Source organism: Streptosporangium sp. NPDC004379 (genome assembly GCF_042873875.1).
GTDB lineage: Bacteria > Actinomycetota > Actinomycetes > Streptosporangiales > Streptosporangiaceae > Streptosporangium.
Genome location: NZ_JBIAMC010000020.1, coordinates 48,934 through 73,141 on the forward strand (window position 1 = coordinate 48,934; position 24,208 = coordinate 73,141).

Genomic DNA, 24,208 nt, shown 5'->3' on the forward strand with positions numbered 1-24,208 from the left:
CGTCAGGCAGCGTGACGGACTGCCCAGCCCGCCTCACCGCGTGAGGCGATGTTGCGGGCCGCGTTGACGTCGGCGTGCTCAGCGAAGCCGCACGACGTACAGATGAAGGTTTCCTGGTCGGGCCGGTTGCGGGAGTCCACGTGTCCGCAGTGCGAGCATTGCTGGGAGGTGTAGCACGGGTCCACATGGATGACGGCCATCCCGGCCCGGGCCGCCTTGTAGGCGATGAAGGCTCCCAGCTGGTGGAAGCTCCATGAGTGCAGCGTGACCCGCTGGGGCTTGCGAAGCCGTACCCGGTCGCGGATGCCTTGGAGGTCTTCCAGGGCGATCCCTTGCCCGGTGCGTTCTGCCTCGGTCACGATCTGCTTGGCGATGCGGTGGTTGACGTCTGCGGCGAAGCGGGCCTCCTTGCGGCGGCGTCGTTTCAGCAGCCGCTTGGCCGACTTGGTGGCCTTGGCCTGCAGACGGCGGCGCAGCTCACGGTTGCGGTGGCGGACCGCGTTCAGGTGCTTGCCGCTGTGCCGGATGCCGTCGCTGGTGGTGGCGATGTTGGCGATGCCCAGGTCCACCCCGCAGAACCCGTCCGGCGCGTTGATCGGGGCGTCCGATACCTCGACGGTGGCGTGCAGGAACCACATGCCGTCCCGCCGCACCAGGTCGGATTCGCCTTTGCGGTGTTCGGCCAGCAGCGCCAGCTGCTGGGCTGAGCCGGTGAAGGTGATGTTGCGCAGCCGTCCGGCGGTCGTCCAGATCGACACTGTCCGGTCCCCGTGCTGCCAGGACAGGCACCGGTCGTCGTAGGGATGTGCCGCGCCGGGCCGGAAGGAGATCGGTGTGCTTTCAGCTTTGATTCGCCGCGCCGATCCTCGTTTGCCCAGGTTTCCGGCGGCCAGGTTGGCATGCAGGGTGCGGTAGGCGTCGCAGACCTTCTTGATCACATGCTGGGCGGCCTGCGCGGCCAGCCCGAAGGTGGCCTTTACCTGCTCGTAGGTGTGCTTGCGCAGGTCGAAATTACGGAAACAGCGTTGCTGGAAGGCGATGCGCGAAACGAGATCGGCGGCCTGGTTGGCGGCGCGCAGCGTGGCCTCCAGTGCCGCCGCCTGCTCGGGCGTCGGCAGGAGCTTCACCTGCACCACCAGTCTCATGGTCGAACACACTATCATTTGGTCTATGTCACCGCGATGGGAACCGAACCCGGATATCCGGCGAGGCCGTAGTGTGGTCTATAGCCTGCATGCCCATTTGGTCTTCACGCCCAGGTACCGGGGGAAGGTGTTCACCGACGAGATCCTGCTCCGCTGCCGGGACATCATGATCGAGGTGTGCGACGGCTTCGGCGCGTCGCTGGTGGAGTTCAACGGTGAGCATGACCATGTCCATCTCCTGGTCCACTACCCGCCCAAGGTCGCGCTGTCCACCCTGGTCAACAGTCTCAAGGGCGTCTCGGCCCGGTTGCTGCGCAAGGAGTACCCGGCCCACATCCGCGAGTATCTGTGGGGCGGCCATTTCTGGTCGCCGTCCTACTTCGCCGCCTCCTGCGGGGGAGCTCCCCTGTCGATCATCAAAGAGTACATAGAGAACCAGAAGCGTCCGGACTGACGTCCGGACGCAAGCCCGGGTCAGGGAAGCGATTCCTCCCGGGGGTAAACGCCCGGGGTTCCTCGCTAGATGAGGCTGAAGCCGTCCGGCCCGGATCACGAGGGCTCGGGCGGAGCGGAACGCGCGGCGCGGCGCCGTACGGCCCGCCACAGGGGGACGCCGCCCAGCAGGACGGCGCACCCGGCGCCGGCGATCCACATCACGGGGGAGGCGGGCGCGGTGGCCGACGCCCCGGCGATCACGTAGACGGCGTTGCCCGGCACCGTGCCCAGCAGCGTCGCGGCGGCGAACGGCCACGGCCGCACCCCGGAGAGGGCGGCGCCGAGGTTGACCGCGGCGAACGGCACCCCCGGCAGCAGGCGCAGCGCCAGCACGCCGCCGAATCCGTGACGGGTGAGCCGCCGGTCGAGCGCGGTCAGGACCCGGCCCCGCAGCAGCGGCCGCAGGGCGTCCCGGCCGAGCAGCCGGGCGGCGGCGAAGGCGGTCACCGCGCCCGCGGTGGTGCCCGCCACGGCGAGGGGCAGGCCGTAGGCGATGCCGAACAGGGCGCCGGCGGCGGCGCTCAGCGCCGGTTTGGGAACGAAGGCGAACGTGCCCAGCGCGTAGACCGCCACGAAGGCCGGCCCCGCCCAGATCCCGGACGCGAGGCCGCCCGCGCCGGAGGCGAGCGACCACTGGGGCTCCCAGAGCAGCACCGCCCCGGCGGCCGCTCCGAGGAGCAGGACGAGCAGCGCCAGACGCGCCCACGGCGACAGCACGAGGCGGGCGGCACCCCGGGCGGGGGCGGGAGGGGCCTCCGGGCCGGAGGACGCCTGCGAGGCGGCGGCCGGCGGCCGGGCCGCAGTGGCGTCAGTGGCGTCGGCGGCGTCGGAGGTGGCACGGGAGGCGGTCACGGCGGCTTCCTGCGGATGGTTTCGGGAACGGCCCCCACCGTATGCCGTCCGGCGAGGCGTGCCCTCCGGGGTGAGGTCAGGGGCGCGGCCGCTCCAGCTCGCGCAGCCGCAGTCCCGCCTCGGCGATGCGGTCCTCGCCGTAGACCGCGATGCCGTGCCGCAGCAGCAGCGCGGTGGTGACGCCGTCGCCGGGCACGCGCCCGCCGCCGAAGGCGCCGTCGTGGACGACGAGGCTGCCGCAGGAGGGGCTCGCCTCCTTCAGGATCGCCAGCCTGACGCCGGACGTGCGGGCGGCCTCCAGCGCCGCGTGCGCGCCCGCCAGGAACGCCCCGGTGACGTCGGCTCCGGCGGCGGTCAGCACCCGGGCGCGGCCGTCCAGCACGGCCTCGCCCCCGGCGCCGCCCTCGATCTCGGCGGCGGGCCGCGGAACGGGCAGGCCGCCCGACACCTCGGGACAGAAGGCGATGAGCCGCCCCTCCTTCCGCCAGGCGGCCAGCAGCGCGTCACCGCTCGTCTTGGCGGCGCCGTCGTAGCGGACCCGGCGCCCCATCAGGCAGGCGCTGACCAGGATTCTCTCCACCCGCCCAAGCCTAGGCCGCCGACGCGGGGGGCGGGGTGGGCGGGCAGTACGCTGATGACCATGTCCGCAGGCCCTGTGATGATCCGGTGATCGGCCCGTTCGCGGCGGCGCTGATCGCGCTGTCGCTGCTGATCGTCGTGGCGGGCGCCGTCACCGCCGCCCGGGGCCGCGCGATGGGGACCGTGCTGCTCGGCGCGCTGGCGGTGCTGGAGACCGCCCTGCTCGTCCAGGCGGGGCTCGCGATCGCCGCGCTGGCGGGCGGTCAGGAGATCGGGGAGACGGCCACCTTCGTCGGCTATCTCATCGGGGTCCTGGTCATCCCGCCCGCGGCGGCGTTCCTCGGGCTCGCCGAACGCTCGCGCTGGGGGGCGGTCGTGGTCGCGGTGGGCGGCTTCGCCGTCTGCGTCATGGTCGGCCGGCTGTTGCAGCTCTGGCAGGGCGCGGCGTGAGCGGCACGGCGGCCGGCGGCGCGGCGGAGGGGGAGGAGCCGGTGGCCGGGGGAGACGGGCACGACCGAGGCGAGGAACGGCGCGGCGGCCGCCGCGCCGGAACCGGCGGGGGCGAGCCGGCGATCGGCAGCGGGCCGGGGCGCGCCCTGGTCGCGGTGTACGGGCTGTTCACACTGGCCGCGGGCGCGCGCGCCGCCGTGCAGATCGCGACGCGGTTCTCCGAGGCGCCGGTGGCCTACACGCTGTCGGCCTTCGCCGCCGCCGTCTACCTGGTGCTCACGATCGCGCTGGCCAGGGGGGACCGCAGGCTGGCGCTGGCCGCGTGCTGCGTGGAGCTGGCCGGGGTGCTCGTGGTGGGGACGCTCAGCATGGCGGACCCGGCGGCGTTCCCGAGCGCCACGGTCTGGTCCGGCTACGGCAGCGGCTACGTGTTCATCCCGCTGGTCCTGCCGTTCGTGGGGCTTTACTGGCTTTTGAGACGCCGCTAGTTAGACCGGTACCGCATCGGGCAGGTCTGCACCCCGTACACGAAAAAGGGAGGCAGGACTGTGAGCACGATCGAACAGTCGATCGACGTGAACGTGCCGATCCGTACGGCCTACAACCAGTGGACCCAGTTCGAGAGCTTTCCCGAGTTCATGGAAGGCGTCGAGTCGGTCAAGCAGCTGACGGACACCCGTACGGCGTGGGTCGTCGAGATCGCCGGGGTCCGCCGCGAGTTCGAAGCGGACATCACCGAGCAGCACCCCGACGAGCGGGTGGCCTGGAAGTCGCTGGACCGCCCCCACCAGGCCGGTGTGGTGACCTTCCACCACCTGGGTCCCGAGACCACCAAGGTCACGCTCCAGATGGAGTACGACCCGGAGGGCCTCGTCGAGAAGGTGGGCGACTGGCTGCAGATCGTCCGCACGCGCGTCCGCGGCGACCTGGAGCGCTTCAAGACGTTCATCGAGGCGCGCGGCGGCGAGACCGGTTCCTGGCGCGGTGACGTGCCGGGCCCGCAGGACAGGGAGGCGGGCGTCGGCGGCGTTCCCGGCGGCGCGACCGGCACCGGCGGGGTGACCGACGTCGGCGGCGGCTTCGGTGAGCCGGTTCCGCCGGGCACCGTCGGCGGCCAGAACTTCCCGCCGAGCCCTTCGCTTCCCCCGCCCGGTGGCGGCCCGGTGCCGCCGGCCGGCCGCCGGCTCGGTGAGGAGCCGCCGCCCGCCCCCGGTCCGGTCATCTGACGCGGCCGGAGCGGAAAGGCCGATCTCCCGGAGCGCGGGACGGCGGGCCTCCGCCGTCCCACGCCGGAGACGCCGGAGGAGGGGAGAACCGGGCCACGCCCTGTAAGGGACGCGGTGGCCCGGTTCTCACATTGTCACGGGTTTCCCGGGTCAGGAACAAATCGCCGTTTGGCCCCTGTTACAGTTGAGTCTGCCAATCATCCTACGATTCGACGACTCAACTGACGGAGGTCTGGAACCGTATGAGCGTGCTCACCCAGGAGACGCGCAGCCGCACCGGTGGATCGTCAGGATCTTTGGCCTGGTTGCTCGTGGCGGGGATCGTCCTCGCCGCCCTGAACCTGCGCACCGCCGTCACCAGCGTGGGGCCGGTTCTCGACCAGATCTCCTCCGGACTCGGCATGTCCGGGGCCGGGATCGGCCTCCTCACCACCCTCCCCGTACTGATCTTCGCCACGGTCGGCGCGGTGACGCCGGCGCTGGCGAGGAGGGTCGGCGAGCACCGGCTGCTGCTGGCCGCCCTGGTCGTGCTCGGCACGGGCCTGCTGGTCCGCGCGGTGGTGGGCTCGGCGGGGATCTTCCTGGTCAGCAGCGCCCTGGCGCTGTCGGGCGGCGCGGTGGGCAACGTGCTCATCCCCACCCTGATCAAGCGTCACTTCCCCGGCAGGGCCGGGACCATGACAACCGTCTACACCACAGCGCTCGCGGTCGGCACGATGCTCGCCGCCGCCGCGACGGTGCCGATCGAGCGGGCCGCCGACGGCAACTGGCACGTGGCGCTGGGAGTGTGGGCGGCGCTGGCCGCCGTCGCCGTCATTCCGTGGCTTGCGCTGTTGCGCAGTGAGCCGGAGCGGCACGCGGGCAGCACGACGTTCGGCGCCCGGGCCCTGGTGCGCAGCAGGCTCGCCTGGGCCGTCGCCGCGTACTTCGGCACCCAGAGCATGGTGGCCTACATCATGTTCGGGTTCCTGGCGAAGATCCTCATCGACGGCGGCTACACCACCGGGCAGGCCGGGCTGCTGCTGGGCGTCTTCACCGCGATCAGCATCCCGGTCTCGATGGCCGTGCCCGCGGTGGCCACCAGGTTCGCCGACCAGCGGCCCGTGGTGGCGGCCTTCGTGGTCTTCTACCTGGCCGGCTTCCTCACCCTCTGGCTCGCCCCGCCCGCCCTGGCCTGGCTGTCCACCGTGCTCATCGCCATCGGCATGGGGTCCTTCCCGCTGGCGCTGACCATGCTCGCGCTGCGCACCCGCACCCCCGAGGCCACCGCCGCGCTGTCCGGCTTCGGGCAGAGCGCCGGATATCTCATCGCGGGCGCCGGGCCGCTGCTGGTCGGTGTGATGCACGAGGCCACCGGCGGCTGGACGACCAGCTACCTGCTGCTGGTCGCGGTGGTCCTGGTGCAGCTGGCGGCCGGCTGGTACGCGGGCCGCGACCGCTACCTGGAGGACGAGCGGGTCCTGTCCCGCTGACCTTCCTCCGTGCGCGCCGGTACGGCCCGCGCCCCGACGGGGGCGGCGCGGGCCGTACCGGCATGCTGCATGATGTGGGGATGGACATCGGCGGATCGACATCGGTCAGCTTCCCGCGGGGCGAGGTCAGGGGGCGCTCGACGGTCGTGGCGACCTTCCCGGTGGACGGGCGCCACGGCACGGTCGTGGCCGAGACCCCGTTCCACCCCCTCGACCACACCTGGCCCGACCAGCCCGCGGACACCGGCACGATCGGCGGTCTGCCCGTCGCCGACTGCGTGACCGGGGCCGTGATGGACGGCGAGGAGACCGTCCACCTCGGCCCGGACATCCCGGTGCGCCGCGGCACGCCCGGCTGGAGCTGGCTGGTCGTCCACGTGACCGACGACCCGGTGACGGACGCCGAGGTCGAGCTGGCGGTGGACGCCGAGGCCCGCCGGTCCCTGTCGGCCGGGCACACCGCCTGCCATCTCGCCGCGCTCGCGCTCAACGCGGCGCTGGCCGGACGGTGGCGCAAGGAGGTCCCCGCCGACGGGCTGGGCCACCCCGACTTCGACCAGGCGGCCATCACGTCCTCGCGGATCGTGCCGGGCGGCAGCGTGGACGTCTACCGCCTGGGCAAGTCGCTGCGCCGCAGGGGGTTCTCGGCCGAGGGGCTGGCCGCGGAGCTGCCGGAGATCGCCCAGCGGGTGGACGCCCTGCTCAAGGAGTGGGTCGCGGCGGACGCCCCGGTCCGGATCGACAGCCCCGGCCCCGAGCTGACCGCCCGCCGGACCTGGCACTGCGGCCTGCCCGGCGCGGAGGTCTCCATCCCCTGCGGGGGCACGCACCTGTCGCGCACCTCCGAGCTCGGCTCGGTCGGCGTCACCCTGGAGCTGTCGGAGGACGGCGCCGAGCTGACCATGCACACCGTCACGGGCTGACACGGCTTCTGTCACGGTTTTCCGGTATCGCACGAAAACCCGTTGGGCGCCTCCCGGCTACGATCTACCATTCCTTTGCGAAGGGCCGGGAAACGGGGGGACCGTGGCGGGAACAGTCGTCGTCGAGCCGGGCGCCGAACGGTGGAGCGGACGGCTGTGGCCGACCCTGCTCGCCCTGTCGATCGCCGGAATGGTGGTCTCCGTCCAGCAGACCGTGGTGATCCCGCTGCTGCCCCGCCTGATGGTCTCCTTCGGGGTGCCGGTCGCCGAGGTCACCTGGGTCTTCACCGCCTCGCTGCTGGCCGGCGCGGTCGCCACGCCCCTGCTGTCCCGTATGGGGGACATGTACGGCAAGAAGCGGATGATCCTCTTCGCCGTCGGCCTGCTCGTCCTGGGGTCGGTCGTCTGCGCCCTGTCCGGAACCCTCACGGCGCTGATCGCCGGCCGCGCCCTGCAGGGCGCGTCGGCGGCGGTGATCCCGCTGGCCATCGGCATGATCAGGGACAGCTTCCCGCGGACCCGGGTGATGACGGCCATCGGCGTGGTCAGCGCCACCATGGGTGTCGGCGGCAACATGGGGATGATCGTCACCGGGCTCATCGCCGACCGCACCACCAGCCATCACCCGGTCTTCTGGATCACCGCGGCCCTGGCGGCGGCCGCGATCGCGCTCATCGCGCTGACCGCCCGCGACGGCGGGGCCAGGGCCGGAGGCCGCCCCGACGTCATCGGCGCGGTCCTGCTGTCCTGCTGGCTCGTCTGCCTGCTCCTGGGCATCTCCAAGGGCAACGACTGGGGGTGGGCCTCGGGGCCGGTCCTCGGCCTGTTCGCGGGCGCCGCGGCGCTGTGCGCGGTGTGGGTCTTCAGCCAGCTCCGGGTACGGGCGCCGATGGTACGGCTCCACCTGCTCGCCGGGCGCCACTCCCTGCAGGCCAACCTCGCCTCGCTGCTGCTGGGCTTCGCGATGTTCGGTTTCTTCACGCTGGTCTCCAGCTTCGTCCAGACGCCGCCCGCGGCCGGGTACGGCTTCGGCGGGTCGGTCCTCGACGTCGGCGTCTACGCCCTGCCCAGTACGGTGACCATGCTCGGCGCCTCCTTCATGGCCGGCCGCCTGTCCGCGCGGCTCGGGGCGGCTCACTGCCTGGCCCTCGGCGCGGCCTTCACCGCGGCCGGATTCGGCTGGTTCACCCTCTCCAACTCCTCCGTGCTCGACCTGGTCTGCTCCAACGCGCTACAGGGCCTGGGTTTCGGGATCGCCTACGCGGCGCTGGGGACGCTGGCCGTACAGCACGTCCCGATGAGCGAGAGCGGCATCGCCAGCGGCATCAACTCCCTGGTCCGCGCGATCGGCGGCAGCGTCTCCGGGGCGGTCACGGCGGCGATCCTGACCTCGGTCACCATCGCCGGGACCGCAGTGCCGTCCCGGGACGCCTACGTCCTGTGCTTCGCCGTCATCACGGTGGGCACCGTGATCTCCGCGGCGGTCGCCCTCGTCTCCGGCCGGATGGCACGCGGGGTGTCCGAAGTGGGCTAAGATTTCATCTGCACCGCAAGGGGCTATGGCGCAGCTGGTAGCGCGCCTCCATGGCATGGAGGAGGTCTGGGGTTCGAATCCCCATAGCTCCACCGGAAGGGCCGTTTCTGAGACGGCCCGCAGGTGGTTGACGAGATCCCGTCCGATCGGCTCGATCGGGCGGGATCTCGTCGTTCTCCCGGCTGACGTGGTCGTCGTCGCCGGATCCGGCCGGGTGCCGTCCCCTTCGCCGCAGCGCTGGAGGCTCCGGACGGACCCGGCGACGCCGGAGTGCGTCGCCGGGCGGAGGGTGATCAGAGCGCCATCGTGAGCAGGTCGGCGAACAGCTCCTGTTCGTCGACCTCGAACCCGCGGTTGGTGAACCACGTGGCCATGTTGTGGCAGTCGCGCATCAGGAAGTCCATGCCCTTGGGGTTGCCGACGATGTCGACGACCTGGGGCAGGTCGATCATCACGATCCGCTCGGCCTGCGCCAGGACGTTGTACGGCGACAGGTCGCCGTGCGCGAGCCCCGCGCGGGCCAGCTCACGCATGCCGTCGCGGAGCTGCTCGAAGTACACGCCGAGCAGTTCCGCAGGCGGCCGGACCTGGGCCAGCCGGGGCGCGGCGCCGCCCTCGCCGTCGTCGATGAACTCCATCAGCAGCTCGGTCCCGTCCACCTGCACGGGATACGGCACCGGGACGCCGGCCTTCCACAGCCGGTTGAGGGCGTCCCATTCGGCGTATGCCCACTGACCGGCCGCGACACCGCGGCCGTGCGAGGTCTTCTTCGCCATCGCCCGGCTGTCGCGGCTGTTGCGGGTACGGCGGCCCTCGACGTACGACGTACTGCGGTGGAAGGACCGGTGCTCCTCGGTGCGGTACCGTTTCGCGGCCAGCAGCGAGGACTTCGCCGGATTGTCGCCGATGGCCTCGACGGCCCGTTCGAGCAGGAAGACATCGGCTTCCTTACCGGTTTTGAGGACGCCGAGCTCGGTGTCGATCGCGGCCTGCTCCGTCACGACCCATGAGGGGCGTGGTTCCGGGCCGCGGCAACCGCGCTCGACCTCCAACCAGGTGGACCATCGCTGGTCCGGGCCCAGCTCCTCGCTCACCGAATGGAACGTGAAGACGAAGGCCGCGGCCGGATCCGGCCGGGACTCCTCACCGGTGGATTCGGGCCGGTGGGGGTCGAGGGCGGAAGAGGCGTCAGAGAGTTCGTACTCGGAAGACTCGGAAGACAACGGGTGTGCTCCTGAACAGAGAGATGGGACCGATGCGGACATGCCGCAGCGCAGTGATGGCCATCCGTCAGCCCTCCTTAGTCCAGGCAGCGCTCTCCGCCGCTCGATCGCCCCAGCATGCCCTGCCCGTTCCAGGCCGCGCAACGTGTTTACCGGAGCCGTGGTCCGTCCCGGCTCCACGGGACTCGGGGCGGACCGGGGCCGCCATCGATCCCGGCGCGGCCCATCCGCCCGTGGCCGCGAAGCCGCGCCGGCGCCGCCGCAGTCCCGGCATTCCCCACGTCCTCGTCCTCACGGCGCAGCGTGCGGCCGTGAAAACGCGTTGCCGTGGATCCCCGCGAAACGTATCGTTTTGCGCTTGTGATCGCAGTGGTGGAGAAGGCCCTGCCCGCCCGGCTGGGGACGGGGTTCCGGTGGTTGCTGGCCTCGAGCTGGCTGACGAATCTCGGTGACGGGGTCGCGGCCGCCGCGGGTCCGCTGCTGATCGCGACGTTGACCCGCGACCCGCTGATGATCTCACTGTCGGCCCTGGTGAGCTGGGCGCCGCCGCTGCTGTTCAGCCTGTACGCGGGAGTGCTGTCGGATCGGCACGACCGGCGCGGGATCGTGCTCGTGGCGAACGCGGCACGGGCCGTGGTGCTGGCGGCGCTCGTCGCGCTCATGCTGACCGGCACCGTGACCGTGGCGACGGCGCTGGTGGCGCTCACGCTCCGTGCCGTCGCCGAGGTGTTCGCCGACAGCGCGACGGCCACGCTGACGCCCATGATGGTCGGCAAGGACGATCTCGTCATCGCCAACGCCCGCCTGGGCACGGGGTTCATCACGCTCAACCAGCTCGCCGGGCCGCCGATCGGCGCGGCGCTGTTCGGCCTGGGCTTCACCTGGCCGTTCGCGGCCCAGCTGCTCCTGGTGGTGGCGGGGATCGTCCTGGTCTCCCGGATCACGCTGCCGCCGCACGGCCGGCGGACCGGCGATCCCGGGCCCGGCACCGTACGGGAACTCGTCGCCGGGTTCACCTGGACCGTCCGGCACGCCGCGGTCCGCACGCTGGCGCTCACCATCCTGATCTTCAACTTCACGTTCGGCGCGGCCTGGTCGGTTCTCGTCCTCTACACCCAGGAACGGCTCGGCCTCGGCGCCGTGGGGTTCGGCCTGATGACCACCATCGGCGGGATCGGCGGCCTGATCGGCACCGGCCTGTACGGGGTCATCACCCGCAGCGTGAGCCTCGGCGCCCTGATGCGGATCGGGCTCGTCATCGAGACGTTCACCCATCTGGGCCTGGCCCTGACCCGTTCCCCGTGGGTCGCCGGGGCCATCTTCCTGGCCTTCGGCGCGCACGCGTTCATCTGGGGCACGACCTCGGTCACCGTCCGTCAGCGCGCGGTCCCGAGCGAACTCCAGGGCCGGGTGGGCAGCGTCAACACCGTCTGCGTCTACGCCGGTCTGGTGGTCGGCTCGCTGATCGGCGGCATCCTGGCCGCCCGCTTCGGTGTCACGGCGCCTTTCTGGTTCGCCTTCGCCGGCTCCGCGGTGTTCGTCGTGCTGCTGTGGCGGCAGCTCATGCTCATCGCCCACGACGACTGAGACGTGACCGGCGAGGTCGCCCGGCCGACCGCCCTGAGCCGCCGGGCGGGGCGGCGACATCCCCGTTCTCCCCGGGCGACCGGGTGGGCGCCGATTCCCGCGATCGGGCCCACCCGGCCGCGGTCAGCCCGCCGTCACGGTGAGCGTCCCCTCGACCGCGGCCCAGCCGGGTCTCTTGATCCGGAGTGTGCCGGTGTAGCGTCCCGCGTCGGGGAAGGCGCGGGTGGAGACCGCGGTGAAGACGCCGTTGTTCCACATCTCGGGGATGCTGCCCGGCCGGTCGGTGGTCAGGGTGACCGTCTCCTGGACGCCGTCGCTCCAGGAGATCGTGGCGGGCAGGTCGCCCGCGGCGTACCCGGGCGCGGTGACGGTCCACCGCGCCTGGCCGGGTGAGCCCGAGGTGCCCAGGATCGCGATCCGCCAGGGGACGTCGGCCGTGGGGAAGAAGTTGACCTCCGCGACCGTCAGCCGGCCGCCCGCGACCGCCAGCCGCTCCTTGAAGTCCTGGTAGTCGCGCTGCGCCTGGGGGGTCCAGCCGACCTCCGCGGTGGCGATCACCCGGGGGTAGTTCCAGTACTCGGCCTGGCGGACGCCGCGGATCCACTCACCCCACAGGGCCGACTCCACACCGTGCACGCTGGACTCGGCCACGCCGGGCAGGAACGTGCCGGGGTCCCAGCCGTAGTGCCGGTCGAGCCCGCACACCCCGCCGCAGGCCCAGGTGCCGCCCTGCGGCTGGCGCGGATCCTGCCTCTGGGGCACGTAGGTGTTGGAGGCGGGGGAGAGCACCACCCGGGCTCCGCGCCGGGCGACGGCGCCGGCCACCTGCGCCTTGTCGCCGTTCCAGTACTGGACGATCGCCTTGTCCCGGGGGAGCGCGGTGGAGGAGTACTCGTTCCACCCCATCACGGTCTTGCCGAGGCCGGCGACGTCCGCGGTGAAGGCGTCGACCATCTTGGTGTAGTCGTCGTGGCCGGTGGAGTGGGCCTCGTCGCCGCCGATGTGCAGGTACGGTCCCGGGGTGAGCCGGGCGAGCTGCGTCAGCACCTGCTCGGCGAACTCGTAGGTGACCGGCGAGGCGGAGTCCAGCGAGGAGTAGCCGACCGCGCCGGTGCCGTTGGCCGGCACGGTGGCCTGGCCGGGCGCCGGGCGGGGGAGCGACCCCGCGGTGTTCAGCTGCGGGACGGCGTGCAACGCCGCGTTGGTGTGACCGGGCAGGTCGATCTCGGGCACGACGACCATGCCGTTCTCGCCCGCGTACCGGACGATCTCGGTGTAGTCGGCCTTGGTGTAGAAACCGGTGTGGCCGAGTTCGGTGCCCATCAGGTTGCCGTTGGCGTCCCGGGTCATCGCGGTGGCGCCGCTGACCCGGGTGAGCAGCCCGTAGTCGATGCCCGCGGGGTTGTCGGCGGGGGTGTCCATGGCGATGCGCCAGCCCTGGTCGTCGGTCAGGTGCAGGTGCAGCCGGTTGATCTTGTACTGCGCGGCCGTGTCGATGTAGCGCTTGACGTCGGCGACGGGGTAGAAGCTGCGCGCCACGTCGAGCATGACGCCCCGGTAGGCGAATCGGGGGTAGTCGGTGATCGTCACGGCGGGCACCGACGGCGTTCCGCCGGCCGGGGTCCACTGCGGCAGGAGCTGGCGCAGCGTCTGCACCGCGTTGAGCGCGCCGTTGGCGGTGGCGGCCTCGATGGTGACGGCGCCGGAGGTCACCTTGAGGGTGTAGCCCTCCTCCTCGTGCCCGGCGGGTCCCTTGCCCGGCCCGACGGAGAGGAGGATCGGCGAGGGGCCGTTGCCGTGGGCGGCGACGCGGACCCGGTATCCGGTCGCGGTGCGCAGCAGCCGGCCGAGGTACTCGGCGGGGGCCTGCGCGCCGGTGCCCGAGGCCACGATGCGCGTGTTGGTGTGCAGGACGAACGGCTGCCCGCCGTCCTCGGTCAGGGAGACGGGTTTGGGCAGCAGGCCGAGTGTCGGCTTGGGCGATTGGGGCAGGTTCCAGATCTCGAACTCCGAGATCGAGTAGCCGTAGGCCGCCCACCGCTTGCGGCCCTGCATGCGGACGTAGGAGACCGGCTGGTCGGTGCCGACGTCGATGACGTCGACGCGCGGGCAGGTGTCGCGCTGGAGGGAGGCGACGTCGGTCCAGGTGAGACCGTCGGCCGAGGTCTGCAGCACGAAGTCGCGGGCGCAGGCGTTGGGCCACCTGAGCGTGACGTGGTCGACCTTCGACGGCTCGGCGAGCTTGACCTGCACCCAGTTGTCGTCGGCGTACGCGGACGACCAGCGGGTGGCGGCGTCTCCGTCGATCACGTGGGCGGCCGCGAAGTCCGGCCGGTCCAGCTCCACGCTGGAGGCGGCGGCGGTGCCGGCCGGCGCCAGGTTGACGGGTTCCGGTACGGCCGTCGCAGTGGACGGCGCCGGTGCGGCGAGGGGGAGGGCGACGGCCAGGAGGGCGGCGAGGGAGAGGCGTTTGATCGGGGGGATCGGGCGACGGGGGGCGTCGGGCATGAGTCTCCTCGGGGACGGTGACCGGGCCGGCGGCGCCGGGGGCCCGGTCGGTAACGCCAGAGTCTTCGCCCCGACTCCTATTTAGTCAATAGTTCGGAATATAACCTTCCGAGGCATGTCGCCTTTATTCCGAAGACTTGACAAAAATTGACCGGACTGTCATCATGCGGGCATGAGCAGGCCCGCCGACGCGTTGCAGCGCCTCCGACGAGTTCACGAGGAGGCGGTGCTCGACAACCTCCGGACGGGCGGCGCGCTGAGCCGGGCGGAGCTGATGGCGCGCACCGGCCTGTCCCGGACCACCCTGTTCGCGATCATCTCGGACATGGTCGAGCAGGGGGCGATCGTCGAGACCCGCGACCCGGAGGCCGGCCCGCGGGGCCGTGGCCGGCCGGCGGCACGGGTCAGGCTCAACCCCGAGGCCGGCCAGCTCATCGGGCTGGAACTCGCCCGGCAGCAGGTCCGCGTCGCCGTCGCCAACGTCTCCCACCAGATCGTCGCCACCGACGCGACGGACCTGCCGGGGGAGAGCGACCTCGACGCGCAGGCCGAGATCGCCGTCTCCCTGGTCCGGCGGGTGGCCCTGGAGCGCGGCGTGCGCCTGGGCGCGCTGGAGGCGATCGGGCTGGGGATCGTCGGCGTCGTGGACGACCCGGCCGTGCCGCTGGGCCTGGTGCCGGCCCGCTACTCTCCCATCGCCGCACGCCTGGAGCGGGAGTTCGGGGTCCGGGTGGCGGTCGACAACAACGCGAGGCTGGCGGCGCTGGCGGAACGCACCTGGGGTGCGGCGAGATCCGTCGACAACGTGGTCTACGTGCGGTGGTCGGTCGGCGTCGGCGGGGGCTACATCCTCGGCGGCCGGCTGGTGCGCGGCGCGCACGGCGCGGCCGGGGAGCTCGGCCACGTCTCCCTGGACCCGGACGGGCCGCCCTGTCACTGCGGCGGCCGGGGCTGCCTGGAGGGCCGCATCGGCGGTCCCGCGCTGCTGGAGGCCTGCGCCGCCCGCGGCGTGACGTTACCCGGCCTCGCCGAGCTGGTCACCGCGGCCCAGGACCGCGTGCCCGAGGTCTGCCAGGTGGTCTCCACCGCCGCGGGCGACCTCGGGAGGGTCCTGGCCGACACCGTGGTGCAGCTCGACCCGGAGCGGGTGGTCCTGGGCGGCGAGCTGTCCGCCCTCGGCAGCCTGGTGCTGGACCCGGTCCGCGGCGCCGTCGCGTCCCTGTCGCTGCCCAACTCGCCGCGCAGGATCGACGTGGTCCCGGGCGACCTGGGGCCGAGCGCCTCGGCCCTGGGCGCGATCGCGCTGATGCTGCACGAGGAGCCGGTCATCGCCGAGCACCTGCGTCCGACGGTCGGCTGACAAAAAGATCTCTCTCCCGCCTCTTGTGGTTCACCTCTCCGCCAATTAACGTCAAGCCTCAGGAAAAAATTGACCGGAGGGTGAGCTTGAGTACCCCACGCAACGTCCTGTTCCTCATGACCGACCAGCACCGCACCGACACCCTGGGCTGCTACGGCAACCCGGTGGTGCGCACCCCGGCGCTGGACGGCCTGGCCGCGGAGGGTGCTCGGTTCGACCGCTTCTACACCCCGACCGCGATCTGCACCCCCGCCCGGGCGTCCCTTTTCACCGGCCTGCACCCGTTCAGGCACGGCCTGCTGGTCAACCCCGAGCGCAACGGCGGCGCCCGCGACGAGGTGGCCGACGAGCACCCGGTCCTGCCGGGGCCCCTGCTGGAGGCCGGATACAACCTGGGCCACGTGGGCAAGTGGCACATCGGGCGGAACCGCGGCCCGGAGTTCTACGCCATGGACGGCGAGCATCTGCCGGGCGCGCTGAACCCCTTCCACCACCCGTCCTACGAGCGGTGGCTGAAGGAGAACGACCACCCGCCCTTCGCGGTGCGCGAGGCGGTCTTCGGCAAGGCCCCCAACGACTCCGGCCGCGGCCACCTGATCGCCGGGCGGCTCCGGCAGCCGGCCGAGGCCACCGTCGAGACCTTCCTCACCGACCGGACCGTCGAGCTCCTGGACCGCTACGCCCGCGACTTCCACGACGGCGGGAAGCCGTTCATGCTCTCCTGCCACTGGTACGGCCCGCACCTGCCCTATCTGATCCCCGACCACTACTACGACATGTACGACCCGTCGCTGGTCCCGCTGCCCGCCTCGATGGCCGAGACCTTCCACGGCAAGCCCGAGGTGCAGCGCCGCTACGCCGAGTACTGGTCGGCCGACCACTTCGACGCCGACGCCTGGCGCAAGCTGATCGCGGTGTACTGGGGCTACGTCACGATGATCGACGACCAGATAGGCCGGCTGCTGACCCGCCTGCGCGAGCTGGGCCTGTGGGACGAGACCACGGTGGTGTTCACCGCCGACCACGGTGAGTTCACCGGCTCCCACCGCCTCAACGACAAGGGGCCGGCGATGTACGAGGACATCTACCGCATCCCCGGCATCGTGCGCGTACCCGGCGCGGCTCCCCGCGTCGTCGACGACTTCGTCACGCTCATCGACCTCAACCCGACGATCCTCGAACTGGCCGGGCTCCCCCCGCGGTCGCCGTGCGACGGCGAGAGCCTGCTGCCGCTGATCAGGGGTGAGGCGGCCGAAGGCCGCGACCAGGTCGTCACCGAGTTCCACGGCCACCACTTCCCCTACTCCCAGCGCATGATCAGGGACCGGCGGCACAAGTTCGTCTTCAACCCCGAGAGCGTTCACGAGCTCTACGACCTGGAAAGCGACCCGCACGAGCTCAACAACGTCTACACCGTCCCGGCCTACGCGGGAGTGCGCCGGAACCTCACCCTCCGGCTCTACCGGGAACTCCAGCGCCGGGGCGACCCCGCCTACACCTGGATGAGCTACATGGCCGACATCGGCGGCGACCGCGCCGCCGACGTGGACGGCGTCGCGGACGAGGTCGTGCCGTGAGGCGGCTCACGGAGACGTCCGCGGAGACGCCCGTGAAGACGCCGGTGAAGACACCCGGGAAGAGATCCGCGAAGACGTCCGGGAAGAGAACCGGAAAGAGGTCGGCCCTGCCGCTCACCATCGGCTCGGGCGTGCTCGGCCTGCTGGTCTGGACGCTGCTCGCCAACAGCGGCATCCAGGGTTTCCCCGGCCCGCTGTCGGTCGTCGAGCGCTTCGGCACGCTGGTCGGCGACGGGACGCTCCCCCTCGACCTGCTCGCCAGCCTCCGCAGAGTGCTGACCGGCTTCGTGCTCGGCGTGGCGCTCGCCGTACCCGTCGGTTTCCTCATGGGGTGGTATCCGGCGATCCGCGGCCTGGTCGAGCCGTGGCTGCAGTTCTTCCGCATGGTCCCGCCGCTGGCGATCATCCCGCTGGCCATCGTCCTGCTGGGCATCGGCGAGACGCCCAAGGTCTTCGTCATCTTCCTGGCCTCGTTCCTGTCCTCGGTCGTCTCGACCTTCCAGGGCGTGGTCTCGGTCGACAACACGCTGATCAACGCGGCCCGGGTGCTCGGCGCGAAGGACCGCACCGTCTTCACCGGCGTGGTCGTCCCGGCCTCCACCCCCTTCATCCTGGTCGGCATGCGGATCGGCCTCGGCGCCTCCTGGGCCACGGTCGTCGCCGCCGAGCTCATCGCCGCCCAGGAAGGGCTCGGCTACCGGATGCAGCAGGCACAGCTGTACTACGACCTCTCCACGATCTTCGTCCAACTGATCGTCATCGGCCTCGTCGGCCTGCTCATGGACCGCGCCCTGCTGCTGGCCGAGCGACGCCTGACCGGCTGGCAGGAACGGAGGTGAGCACAGTGACTCCCAAGATCGAGTTTCGCGGGCTCTCGCATCGCTTCGAACTCGGTGACGGCGACTTCGCCGCACTCGACGACGTCGACCTGTCGATCGCCGAGGGCGAGTTCGTCACAGTGGTCGGCCCGTCGGGATGCGGCAAGAGCACCCTGATGAACGCGGCCGCCGGACTGCTGACCCCGACCGGGGGCGAGGTCCTGGTGGACGGCGCCGCTGTGCACGGGCCCAGCCCGCAGCGAGGAGTGATCTTCCAGCAGTACGCGCTCTTCCCCTGGATGAGCGTCCGCAAGAACGTCGAGTTCGGCTTGAAGATCGCCGGGGTCGGTCAGGCCGAACGGCGGGCGAGGGCCCAGCACTTCATCGACCTGGTCGGTCTCACCGACTTCGCCGACGCGCTGCCCAGGACGCTGTCCGGCGGGATGAAGCAGCGCTGCGCCATCGCCCGCGCCTACGCCGTCGACCCCACCGTCCTGCTGATGGACGAGCCCTTCGGCGCCCTCGACGCGCTGACCAGGGTCCAGCTCCAGGACCGGCTCCTGGACACCTGGAGCCGGGAACGGCGCACGGTCATGTTCATCACCCACGACGTGGACGAGGCCGTCTACCTGGCCAACCGGGTGATCGTCATGGCCGCCCGGCCGGGCCGTGTCCACCAGGTCATCGACGTCGGCCTGCCGTACCCCCGCTCGGAGGAGATCAGGCTGTCACCCGAGTTCGCCGAGCTGCGCCGGCAGGTCTGGCACGCCGTCTACCACCAGCCCACCACACTCGAAGGATCGCCCCGATGAAGTTCCCCCTCCGGGTGGCCGCCGCCGCTCTGGTCCTCCTGCTTCCCCTGACCGGCTGCTCCTCAGGCGACGAGGACGGCGCCAAGGCGGTGCGGTTCGGCTACATCGCCGACTTCTCCGGCGCGGCCGTCCTGGCCGTCGCCGACAAACAGGGCCTGTGGGCCAAGCACGGCCTCAAGCCGGAGCTGAAGGTCTTCACCAACGGCCCGCTGCAGGTCCAGGCGCTCGGCTCGGGCGACCTCGACTTCGGCTACATCGGCTCCGGCGCGGCCTGGCTGCCGGCCAGCGGCAAGGCGAAGATCATCGCCCCGAACATGCTCGGCATAGCCGACAGAGTGATCACTCACGCCGGCTCGGGCGTCAAGGGGATCGCCGACCTGAAGGGCAAGAAGATCGGGGTGCCCGAGGGCACCTCCGGCGACATGATCCTGCAACTGGCCCTCAAGCAGGCCGGACTGACCGTCAAGGACGTGCAGAAGGTCAACATGGACCCGAGCACCGTGGTCACGGCGTTCTCCGCCAAGCAGGTCGACGCGGCGGCCATCTGGTACCCGCTGATCGGCACCATCAAGAAGAACGTCCCCGACCTGGTCGAGCTGACCGAGAGCGAGGACTTCTACCCCCAGGTCAGCTTCCCCAGCTCGTTCGTCGCCCGCAACGAGATCGTCAAGGACGACCCCGCGACGACCACCAAGGTCATCAAGGTGATCCAGGAGGCCGACGACTGGATCGCCGCGCACACCGCCGAGGCCGAACAGCTCACCGCGGCCTTCCTGAAGGCGCCCGCCGAGCAGTTCAAGGGCGCGTCGGCGGTCACCAGGATCCTTCCGACCTCCGAGCTGGTCAAGCTCGCGGGTGACGGAACGGTGGGCGGCTGGTACAAGAACCTGGCCGACGTCTTCGTCGGCATGGGCAAGATCACGGAGTCGCCCGACCCCGGGACCTACTTCACCGCCGACCTCTACCGGAACGCGGCGAGCGGCTGATGGCGGACGCCTGCTGCGCGCCCGGCCGGGATCCCGCCCGGGAACGCTCCATCCCCGCCTCCGCCCCCGCGCGGCGCGCGAACGCCGGCGGCATGGTGGCCATCCCGGGCGGCGCCTTCCTCATGGGCGGCGAGGACCCCGACGGGTGGGCGGCGGACGGTGAGGGACCGGTGCGGGAGGTGACGTTGTCGCCGTTCCTCATCGACCCGGTGTGCGTGACCAACGCCAAGTTCGCGACCTTCGCCAAGGCCACCGGCTACCGGACCGACGCCGAACGGTACGGCTGGTCGTTCGTCTTCCGGCACTTCGCCGACCCGCGCCACGTCATCGACGGCACCGTCCCGGGCGCCCCCTGGTGGGTGGCGGTGGCGGGCGCCGACTGGCGTCACCCGGAAGGCCCCGGATCGGACGTCACGTCGCGGCAGAACCACCCGGTCGTCCATGTCTCCTGGAACGACGCGGCCGCCTACGCGGTCTGGGCGGGCAAGCGGCTGCCGACCGAGGCCGAGTGGGAGATGGCGGCGCGCGGCGGGCTCGTCCAGGCCCGTTACCCCTGGGGCGACGAGCTGACGCCGCACGGGCGGCACCGGTGCAACATATGGCAGGGCACGTTCCCGCACTCGAACACCGGAGCCGACGGGTACGTCGGCACCGCGCCGGTCAAGTCCTTCGCGCCGAACGGGTACGGCCTCTACAACACCTCGGGCAACGTCTGGGAGTGGTGCCTGGACCGGTGGAGCACCGACTGGCACGTCGCGGAGTCCGCGCTCACCCGGGTGGACCCGCAGGGCCCGCCGACCGGCGCGGCACGCGTGATCCGCGGCGGCTCCCACATGTGCCACGAGTCCTACTGCAACCGCTACCGGGTGGCCGCGCGGACCGGCAACACACCGGACTCCTCCACCGGGCACAGCGGCTTCCGCTGCGCACTCTCCCCCTGACCCGCCCCGCGGCCCTCCACCGGCCGCCGGATCCGGACCCGGACCCAGGGGGCGGTGGTGGGGGTGGGAAGCGGCCGGAGCGCGACCGTCCGCCGGAGTGAGCCGCACCGGTTCGCGAGGATCCCGGGAAGATCCCGCGAGGATCCCGTGAAGACCGGTGCGGCTCAGCCGGCGCGTCAGGTCAGCTCTGGCAGGTCACCGGATAGGCGGCCTGGGCGACCGGCCTGTTGTGGTTCAGCACCTCAAGGCCGACGGTTCCGCTGGTCTTCGAGTTGCGGCTCCAGTGGGCCGACTGCAACTGCACGACTCCGCCGCCCTCCACGGTGAGCGTTCTGGACGCCTGCGGCTCCCCGTCGATCACCCAGCGGTAGGTGATCTGCGTCCCGGGGGCCGCCGCGAACCCGCCGTAAGCGGTCACGTACGGCGCGGCGACGCAGTCACCGTAGTAGGCGACCGGTGTGAGCTCGTTGATGCGCACGGTTCCCGGGGAGGGGTCCGTCGGAACGCACGTCCAGCTGTAGGCCCCCTGCTTGACCGGCTTGTTGTGGTTCAGCACCTCCAGACGCACGACGCCGGTGCCGCTGGTCCTGGCGGAGCTGTACCAGAAGTCGCCGATCGACTGGGTGACGCCGGGCCTGAGGTGCTCGCTCCTGGCCGGACCGGGCTTGCCGTCGACGACGAAGCGATACCTGATCTCGGTCTCCCGGTCCGTCATGACCAGCGCGTCCGCCCTGGCGCCGAAGGAACCGTCGCAGTCACCCCTGAAGAGAGGGGTCAGCAGATAGCGGACGGTCAGCTCGGCCCTCTCGGTTTCCGCGGCGCAGGCGACGGTGAACCGGCGCTCGGCGGGTCCGGCCGGGCCGCCCTCCGTCATGAGGCCGATCGTGTGGCCGCCGTCGGCGCCGGGGCCGAGGCTCCAGACGGCGGAGACGTCCTGGGACCGGGGCCGGTCACCGGCCGGGAAGTCGAGGACCTGGTGCTGCCAGGCGGTGCCGTCGAGGATCCACCAGTAGGTGACCTGCCTCGCGGGGCCCGCCGGAAGGGTGACGCGTCCGGCGGCCTGGTAGGCGAGCGGCTCGGTGCAGTCTCCCTCGTAGTCGCCGGGGGTGACGTCGACGATCCACGGCTCCGGCTTCCCCGCCGGCGGCCCGGTGGGGGTCGAAGTGGGGGTCGAAGTGGGGGTGGCCGACGGCGGAGGCGACTGCGGGGTGGTCCTGCAGGTCACCGCGTAGGCGGCGCGCCCCGAGTCGTGGCCGTCGGGGTTGAGGATGTGGACGGCCTTCCAGCCGCTGGTGGAGCTGCCCACCCCGAGCGGCAGACCGACCTGCCGGCTGCGTGGCCCGCCGGCGGCGAAGTACATCGACTCCGGCCGGGACTCGCCGGTGGCGCTGTCGATCCACTGGTAGCCGACCCTGGCCGGGGTGCGCGACACCTGGATGGTGGCCGTGAAGGTCACGGTCGCGGGGCAGGCGCCGTTGTGGACCGGCGGGCGGACGTCGAGGGCGGCCGCGACGGTCAGCGGCTCGCCGGGCCGGGCCGGCAGCGGATCGGCGACGTCCCACACCTTGGCGGGACCCGCGCAGGTGACGCGGAACCGGGCCTTGGCGGACAGGCCCTTCCTGCCGAGGATTTCGATGGCCTGCCAGCCGGAGGTGGTGCGGTCGTAGGTCTGGCGATCCCGCACGACCGCTCTGCGCGCGCCGTTGACACGCAGGCTCTTGACGGCTCCCTTGCCGCCGTCGCTGCGCACCCACCGGTAGCGGACGGTTCCCCGGCCCTTGGCCGTCACCACGGCCGAGAACCCGACCGTGGTGGGACAGTCGCCCGACCGCTTGGCGGGGCTCGCCCCGACCCGGGCCACGGCCGCCTTGACGGCGGACACGGCCCGGGCGGGTGCGGCGGCGGGTACGGTCTTGGCGGGCGTGGCCCGGACGGCGGGAGAGGCGAGCGCGGGAGGTGCGGCCAGCAGCCCACCGAGCAGCAGGGCGCTCAGCAGCAACGCTGTCCTTCTCATTGGGGTCCCTTTCTTCACATGCGAAGGGACCATGATCGTGATCACCGCTTGGGATTCACTTGGGATTCGCTTGAGTCGTCCGGTCCGCTTGAGTCGTCCGGTCCGCTTGGGTCGCTTGGGTCGCTAGGGAACCGTCCGGCCCCTGCCGGGACTTAGGAGAAGCTCGTGTTCGGGTTCCCCGCCAGGTGGGCGGCGTCGACGGTGACCATGGTGGCGTAGACGGCCGAGCCGACGAAGGCGTTGAACTCCTGCTCGATGTCGGCGAAGACGGCGGTCATCGGGCGCTTCCCTTCCGGAGCCCGAAGGCGCTGATCACCGCGGCCAGGACCGCCGCGACGAGCGGCACGGCGAGGGCGGGCCGGTAGCCGTCGGCGAGGTCCCGCGAGCTGACGATGACGGCGGTGGTGGCGGCCAGGCCGAGCGCGGCGCCGAACTGGAAGGAGGTGTAGAGGAGCCCGCCCGCGAGCCCCTGCTCGCTCTCGTCGACGCCGTCGGTGGCGGCGATCGTCAGCGGGCCGTAGGCGAGGGCGAACGCCATCCCGAGGATGATCATCGTGGGGAACATGGCGGCGTAGGTCCAGTCCATGCCGACGGGCAGGAACAGCGCGTACGACAGGACGGCCAGCAGCAGGCCGCACAGGATGACCCTGGCGTTGCCGAAGCGGTTCACCAGCCTGGGGGTCAGGGTCGGTGCGAGGATCGCGTCGGCGCCGACGGCGAGCATGGCCAGGCTCGTCTCCAGCGAGGACCAGCCGCGCAGTTCCTGCAGGTAGAGCACCGCGACGAACTGGAAGCCGAAGAATCCGGCCGAGAAGAGCAGGCCCATCACGTTGGCGCGCAGCAGCGGCCCCGAGCGGAGGATGCCGAGCCGTACCAGGGGGTGGGGCGACCTGCGCTCGATCACCACGAAGGCGGCGAACAGCGCGAGTGCCACGGAGATCGTCGCCGCCGTCACGCCGGCGTCCACGTGGGTGGCGCGCTCGATGCCGCCGACCAGCAGCATGATGGCGCCGGTGACGGTGACCGCGCCCGCCAGGTCCATCCGCCGCCCCGCGGGCCGCCGCGGGCCGGACTTCGGGATCAGCGGCACCGCCGCCACGAGGATGACCAGTGAGAGGAGGGCGGGCGTGAACAGCACCCACCGCCAGCCGGCCTCGGCGAGCAGGCCGCCGAGCACCAGCCCGAGCGAGAACCCGCCGGCCGCGGTGCCCGAGTAGACCAGGAGCGCCTGGTTGCGCTGCCTGCCCTCCTCGAAGCCGGTCGTGATGATCGACAGGCCGGCGGGCGTCATGACCGCGGCCGCGACCCCCGCGAGGAACCGGGCCGCGATGAGCGCCCACCCCTCGCTCGCCAGGCCGCCGAGCGCGGACACCACCATGAAGACCGCGAGCCAGGACAGGAACATGGAGCGCCGCCCGAACAGGTCCGCGGCCCTGCCTCCCAGCAGCATGAACCCGCCGTAGCCGAGTACGTAGGAGCTCATCACCCACTGCAGTTCGCCGGTGGACAGGCCGAGGTCGGCCCTGATCGCGGGCAGGGCGACGCTGAGCATGGCGACGTTGATGCCCTCAAGGAAGATCGCGCCGCACAGGACGAGGAGCATGCCCCAGGCGCGCGGCGTCATCCGGCCGAGCGGGGGTGATTGGACGGTGGATCGGACGGTGGCAGACACGGTGAATCCCCAGGTATGGAAAAGTGAGTCGGTT

General features: G+C 71.7%; 22 protein-coding genes and 1 tRNA gene. 15 read left to right on the forward strand and 8 right to left on the reverse strand.

Annotated elements, in window-relative coordinates; all coding sequences use genetic code 11:
* Nucleotides 1-2: 2 nt before the first annotated feature.
* Nucleotides 3-1,163, reverse strand: a complete 1,161-nt coding sequence (locus tag ACFYSC_RS31825) for an RNA-guided endonuclease InsQ/TnpB family protein (RefSeq protein ID WP_389968984.1) — start codon at nucleotides 1,161-1,163, stop codon at nucleotides 3-5.
* 7 nt (nucleotides 1,164-1,170) lie between these two features.
* Between ACFYSC_RS31825 and tnpA the strand changes: the two genes are divergently transcribed.
* The gene (gene tnpA / locus ACFYSC_RS31830) at nucleotides 1,171-1,599 is read left to right on the forward strand and encodes an IS200/IS605 family transposase (RefSeq protein WP_389968986.1); all 429 of its coding nucleotides are present in this window, start codon (nucleotides 1,171-1,173) and stop codon (nucleotides 1,597-1,599) included.
* A 95-nt stretch (nucleotides 1,600-1,694) separates the two neighbouring features.
* Here tnpA and ACFYSC_RS31835 read toward each other — a convergent pair whose 3' ends face one another.
* Together ACFYSC_RS31835 and ACFYSC_RS31840 are read right to left on the reverse strand one after the other, a co-directional pair.
* Entirely contained in the window at nucleotides 1,695-2,492 is a 798-nt protein-coding gene (locus tag ACFYSC_RS31835; protein ID WP_389968988.1) for a TVP38/TMEM64 family protein, read from the reverse strand.
* 76 nt (nucleotides 2,493-2,568) lie between these two features.
* Nucleotides 2,569-3,072: a DUF523 domain-containing protein gene (locus ACFYSC_RS31840; protein WP_389968990.1), complete on the reverse strand. Its 504-nt coding sequence runs from the start codon at nucleotides 3,070-3,072 to the stop codon at nucleotides 2,569-2,571.
* Between the two features lie 86 nt (nucleotides 3,073-3,158).
* On the opposite strand from ACFYSC_RS31840, the gene ACFYSC_RS31845 reads away from it, so the two are divergent.
* The 7 genes from ACFYSC_RS31845 to ACFYSC_RS31875 all read left to right on the forward strand — a co-directional run bounded on the left by ACFYSC_RS31845 (nucleotide 3,159) and on the right by ACFYSC_RS31875 (nucleotide 8,768).
* On the forward strand, nucleotides 3,159-3,521 hold the full coding sequence (locus tag ACFYSC_RS31845; protein ID WP_362937537.1) for a hypothetical protein: 363 nt from the start codon (nucleotides 3,159-3,161) through the stop codon (nucleotides 3,519-3,521).
* Between the two features lie 122 nt (nucleotides 3,522-3,643).
* Nucleotides 3,644-4,009, forward strand: a complete 366-nt coding sequence (locus tag ACFYSC_RS31850; protein WP_389969115.1) for a hypothetical protein — start codon at nucleotides 3,644-3,646, stop codon at nucleotides 4,007-4,009.
* A gap of 60 nt (nucleotides 4,010-4,069) precedes the next feature.
* Nucleotides 4,070-4,747, forward strand: coding sequence for an SRPBCC family protein (locus tag ACFYSC_RS31855; RefSeq protein WP_389968992.1), 678 nt, complete (start codon nucleotides 4,070-4,072; stop codon nucleotides 4,745-4,747).
* A gap of 242 nt (nucleotides 4,748-4,989) precedes the next feature.
* A complete protein-coding gene (locus ACFYSC_RS31860; RefSeq protein ID WP_389968994.1) occupies nucleotides 4,990-6,219 on the forward strand; it encodes a CynX/NimT family MFS transporter in 1,230 nt (409 codons plus the stop codon).
* A 62-nt stretch (nucleotides 6,220-6,281) separates the two neighbouring features.
* Nucleotides 6,282-7,142 (forward strand): metal-dependent hydrolase, encoded by an 861-nt coding sequence (locus tag ACFYSC_RS31865; RefSeq protein ID WP_389968996.1) that lies wholly within the window; start codon nucleotides 6,282-6,284, stop codon nucleotides 7,140-7,142.
* Between the two features lie 103 nt (nucleotides 7,143-7,245).
* Entirely contained in the window at nucleotides 7,246-8,676 is a 1,431-nt protein-coding gene (locus ACFYSC_RS31870; protein WP_389968998.1) for an MFS transporter, read from the forward strand.
* Nucleotides 8,677-8,695: 19 nt separating this feature from the next.
* Nucleotides 8,696-8,768 (forward strand) — tRNA-Ala (locus tag ACFYSC_RS31875).
* Nucleotides 8,769-8,969: 201 nt separating this feature from the next.
* On the opposite strand, the gene ACFYSC_RS31880 is transcribed toward ACFYSC_RS31875, so the two are convergent.
* Nucleotides 8,970-9,770, reverse strand: coding sequence for an RIO1 family regulatory kinase/ATPase (locus ACFYSC_RS31880; protein ID WP_362937553.1), 801 nt, complete (start codon nucleotides 9,768-9,770; stop codon nucleotides 8,970-8,972).
* A 489-nt stretch (nucleotides 9,771-10,259) separates the two neighbouring features.
* On the opposite strand from ACFYSC_RS31880, the gene ACFYSC_RS31885 reads away from it, so the two are divergent.
* Nucleotides 10,260-11,486, forward strand: a complete 1,227-nt coding sequence (locus tag ACFYSC_RS31885) for an MFS transporter (protein ID WP_389969000.1) — start codon at nucleotides 10,260-10,262, stop codon at nucleotides 11,484-11,486.
* 123 nt (nucleotides 11,487-11,609) lie between these two features.
* Here the strand turns inward: ACFYSC_RS31885 and ACFYSC_RS31890 are convergent, their stop codons facing one another.
* The gene (locus tag ACFYSC_RS31890) at nucleotides 11,610-13,994 is read right to left on the reverse strand and encodes a family 20 glycosylhydrolase (protein WP_389969002.1); all 2,385 of its coding nucleotides are present in this window, start codon (nucleotides 13,992-13,994) and stop codon (nucleotides 11,610-11,612) included.
* Between the two features lie 172 nt (nucleotides 13,995-14,166).
* On the opposite strand from ACFYSC_RS31890, the gene ACFYSC_RS31895 reads away from it, so the two are divergent.
* From ACFYSC_RS31895 to ACFYSC_RS31920, 6 genes are all read left to right on the forward strand, one after another.
* On the forward strand, nucleotides 14,167-15,354 hold the full coding sequence (locus ACFYSC_RS31895; RefSeq protein ID WP_389969004.1) for an ROK family transcriptional regulator: 1,188 nt from the start codon (nucleotides 14,167-14,169) through the stop codon (nucleotides 15,352-15,354).
* Nucleotides 15,355-15,440: 86 nt separating this feature from the next.
* Nucleotides 15,441-16,931 (forward strand): sulfatase-like hydrolase/transferase, encoded by a 1,491-nt coding sequence (locus ACFYSC_RS31900; RefSeq protein WP_389969006.1) that lies wholly within the window; start codon nucleotides 15,441-15,443, stop codon nucleotides 16,929-16,931.
* Nucleotides 16,932-16,963: 32 nt separating this feature from the next.
* Complete coding sequence (locus tag ACFYSC_RS31905; protein ID WP_389969008.1) at nucleotides 16,964-17,770, forward strand: ABC transporter permease; 807 nt, start codon at nucleotides 16,964-16,966, stop codon at nucleotides 17,768-17,770.
* Nucleotides 17,771-17,775: 5 nt separating this feature from the next.
* Entirely contained in the window at nucleotides 17,776-18,561 is a 786-nt protein-coding gene (locus tag ACFYSC_RS31910) for an ABC transporter ATP-binding protein (protein WP_389969119.1), read from the forward strand.
* Nucleotides 18,558-19,547 carry an aliphatic sulfonate ABC transporter substrate-binding protein gene (locus tag ACFYSC_RS31915; RefSeq protein ID WP_389969010.1) on the forward strand — a complete coding sequence of 330 codons (990 nt, stop codon included), beginning with the start codon at nucleotides 18,558-18,560 and terminating at the stop codon, nucleotides 19,545-19,547. The genes ACFYSC_RS31910 and ACFYSC_RS31915 overlap by 4 nt, the downstream gene beginning before the upstream one ends.
* The gene (locus ACFYSC_RS31920) at nucleotides 19,547-20,488 is read left to right on the forward strand and encodes a formylglycine-generating enzyme family protein (protein WP_389969012.1); all 942 of its coding nucleotides are present in this window, start codon (nucleotides 19,547-19,549) and stop codon (nucleotides 20,486-20,488) included. The genes ACFYSC_RS31915 and ACFYSC_RS31920 overlap by 1 nt, the downstream gene beginning before the upstream one ends.
* A gap of 181 nt (nucleotides 20,489-20,669) precedes the next feature.
* Here ACFYSC_RS31920 and ACFYSC_RS31925 read toward each other — a convergent pair whose 3' ends face one another.
* The 3 genes from ACFYSC_RS31925 to ACFYSC_RS31935 form a co-directional block, all read right to left on the reverse strand.
* A complete protein-coding gene (locus ACFYSC_RS31925; RefSeq protein ID WP_389969014.1) occupies nucleotides 20,670-22,502 on the reverse strand; it encodes a hypothetical protein in 1,833 nt (610 codons plus the stop codon).
* Between the two features lie 152 nt (nucleotides 22,503-22,654).
* Nucleotides 22,655-22,780: a hypothetical protein gene (locus tag ACFYSC_RS31930; protein WP_389969016.1), complete on the reverse strand. Its 126-nt coding sequence runs from the start codon at nucleotides 22,778-22,780 to the stop codon at nucleotides 22,655-22,657.
* Nucleotides 22,777-24,174 carry an MFS transporter gene (locus tag ACFYSC_RS31935; RefSeq protein ID WP_389969018.1) on the reverse strand — a complete coding sequence of 466 codons (1,398 nt, stop codon included), beginning with the start codon at nucleotides 24,172-24,174 and terminating at the stop codon, nucleotides 22,777-22,779. The genes ACFYSC_RS31930 and ACFYSC_RS31935 overlap by 4 nt, the downstream gene beginning before the upstream one ends.
* Between the last annotated feature and the right edge of the window lie 34 nt (nucleotides 24,175-24,208).

Excerpts from the sequence above, each read along its gene's own strand:
- ACFYSC_RS31825 (WP_389968984.1), bottom strand. The coding sequence starts at position 1,163 with ATGATAGTGTGTTCGACCATGAGACTGGTGGTGCAGGTGAAGCTCCTG.
- tnpA (WP_389968986.1), top strand. The coding sequence starts at position 1,171 with ATGTCACCGCGATGGGAACCGAACCCGGATATCCGGCGAGGCCGTAGT.
- ACFYSC_RS31860 (WP_389968994.1), top strand. The coding sequence starts at position 4,990 with ATGAGCGTGCTCACCCAGGAGACGCGCAGCCGCACCGGTGGATCGTCA.
- ACFYSC_RS31865 (WP_389968996.1), top strand. The coding sequence starts at position 6,282 with ATGCTGCATGATGTGGGGATGGACATCGGCGGATCGACATCGGTCAGC.
- ACFYSC_RS31890 (WP_389969002.1), bottom strand. The coding sequence starts at position 13,994 with ATGCCCGACGCCCCCCGTCGCCCGATCCCCCCGATCAAACGCCTCTCC.
- ACFYSC_RS31895 (WP_389969004.1), top strand. The coding sequence starts at position 14,167 with ATGAGCAGGCCCGCCGACGCGTTGCAGCGCCTCCGACGAGTTCACGAG.
- ACFYSC_RS31915 (WP_389969010.1), top strand. The coding sequence starts at position 18,558 with ATGAAGTTCCCCCTCCGGGTGGCCGCCGCCGCTCTGGTCCTCCTGCTT.
- ACFYSC_RS31920 (WP_389969012.1), top strand. The coding sequence starts at position 19,547 with ATGGCGGACGCCTGCTGCGCGCCCGGCCGGGATCCCGCCCGGGAACGC.
- ACFYSC_RS31925 (WP_389969014.1), bottom strand. The coding sequence starts at position 22,502 with ATGAGAAGGACAGCGTTGCTGCTGAGCGCCCTGCTGCTCGGTGGGCTG.
- ACFYSC_RS31930 (WP_389969016.1), bottom strand. The coding sequence starts at position 22,780 with ATGACCGCCGTCTTCGCCGACATCGAGCAGGAGTTCAACGCCTTCGTC.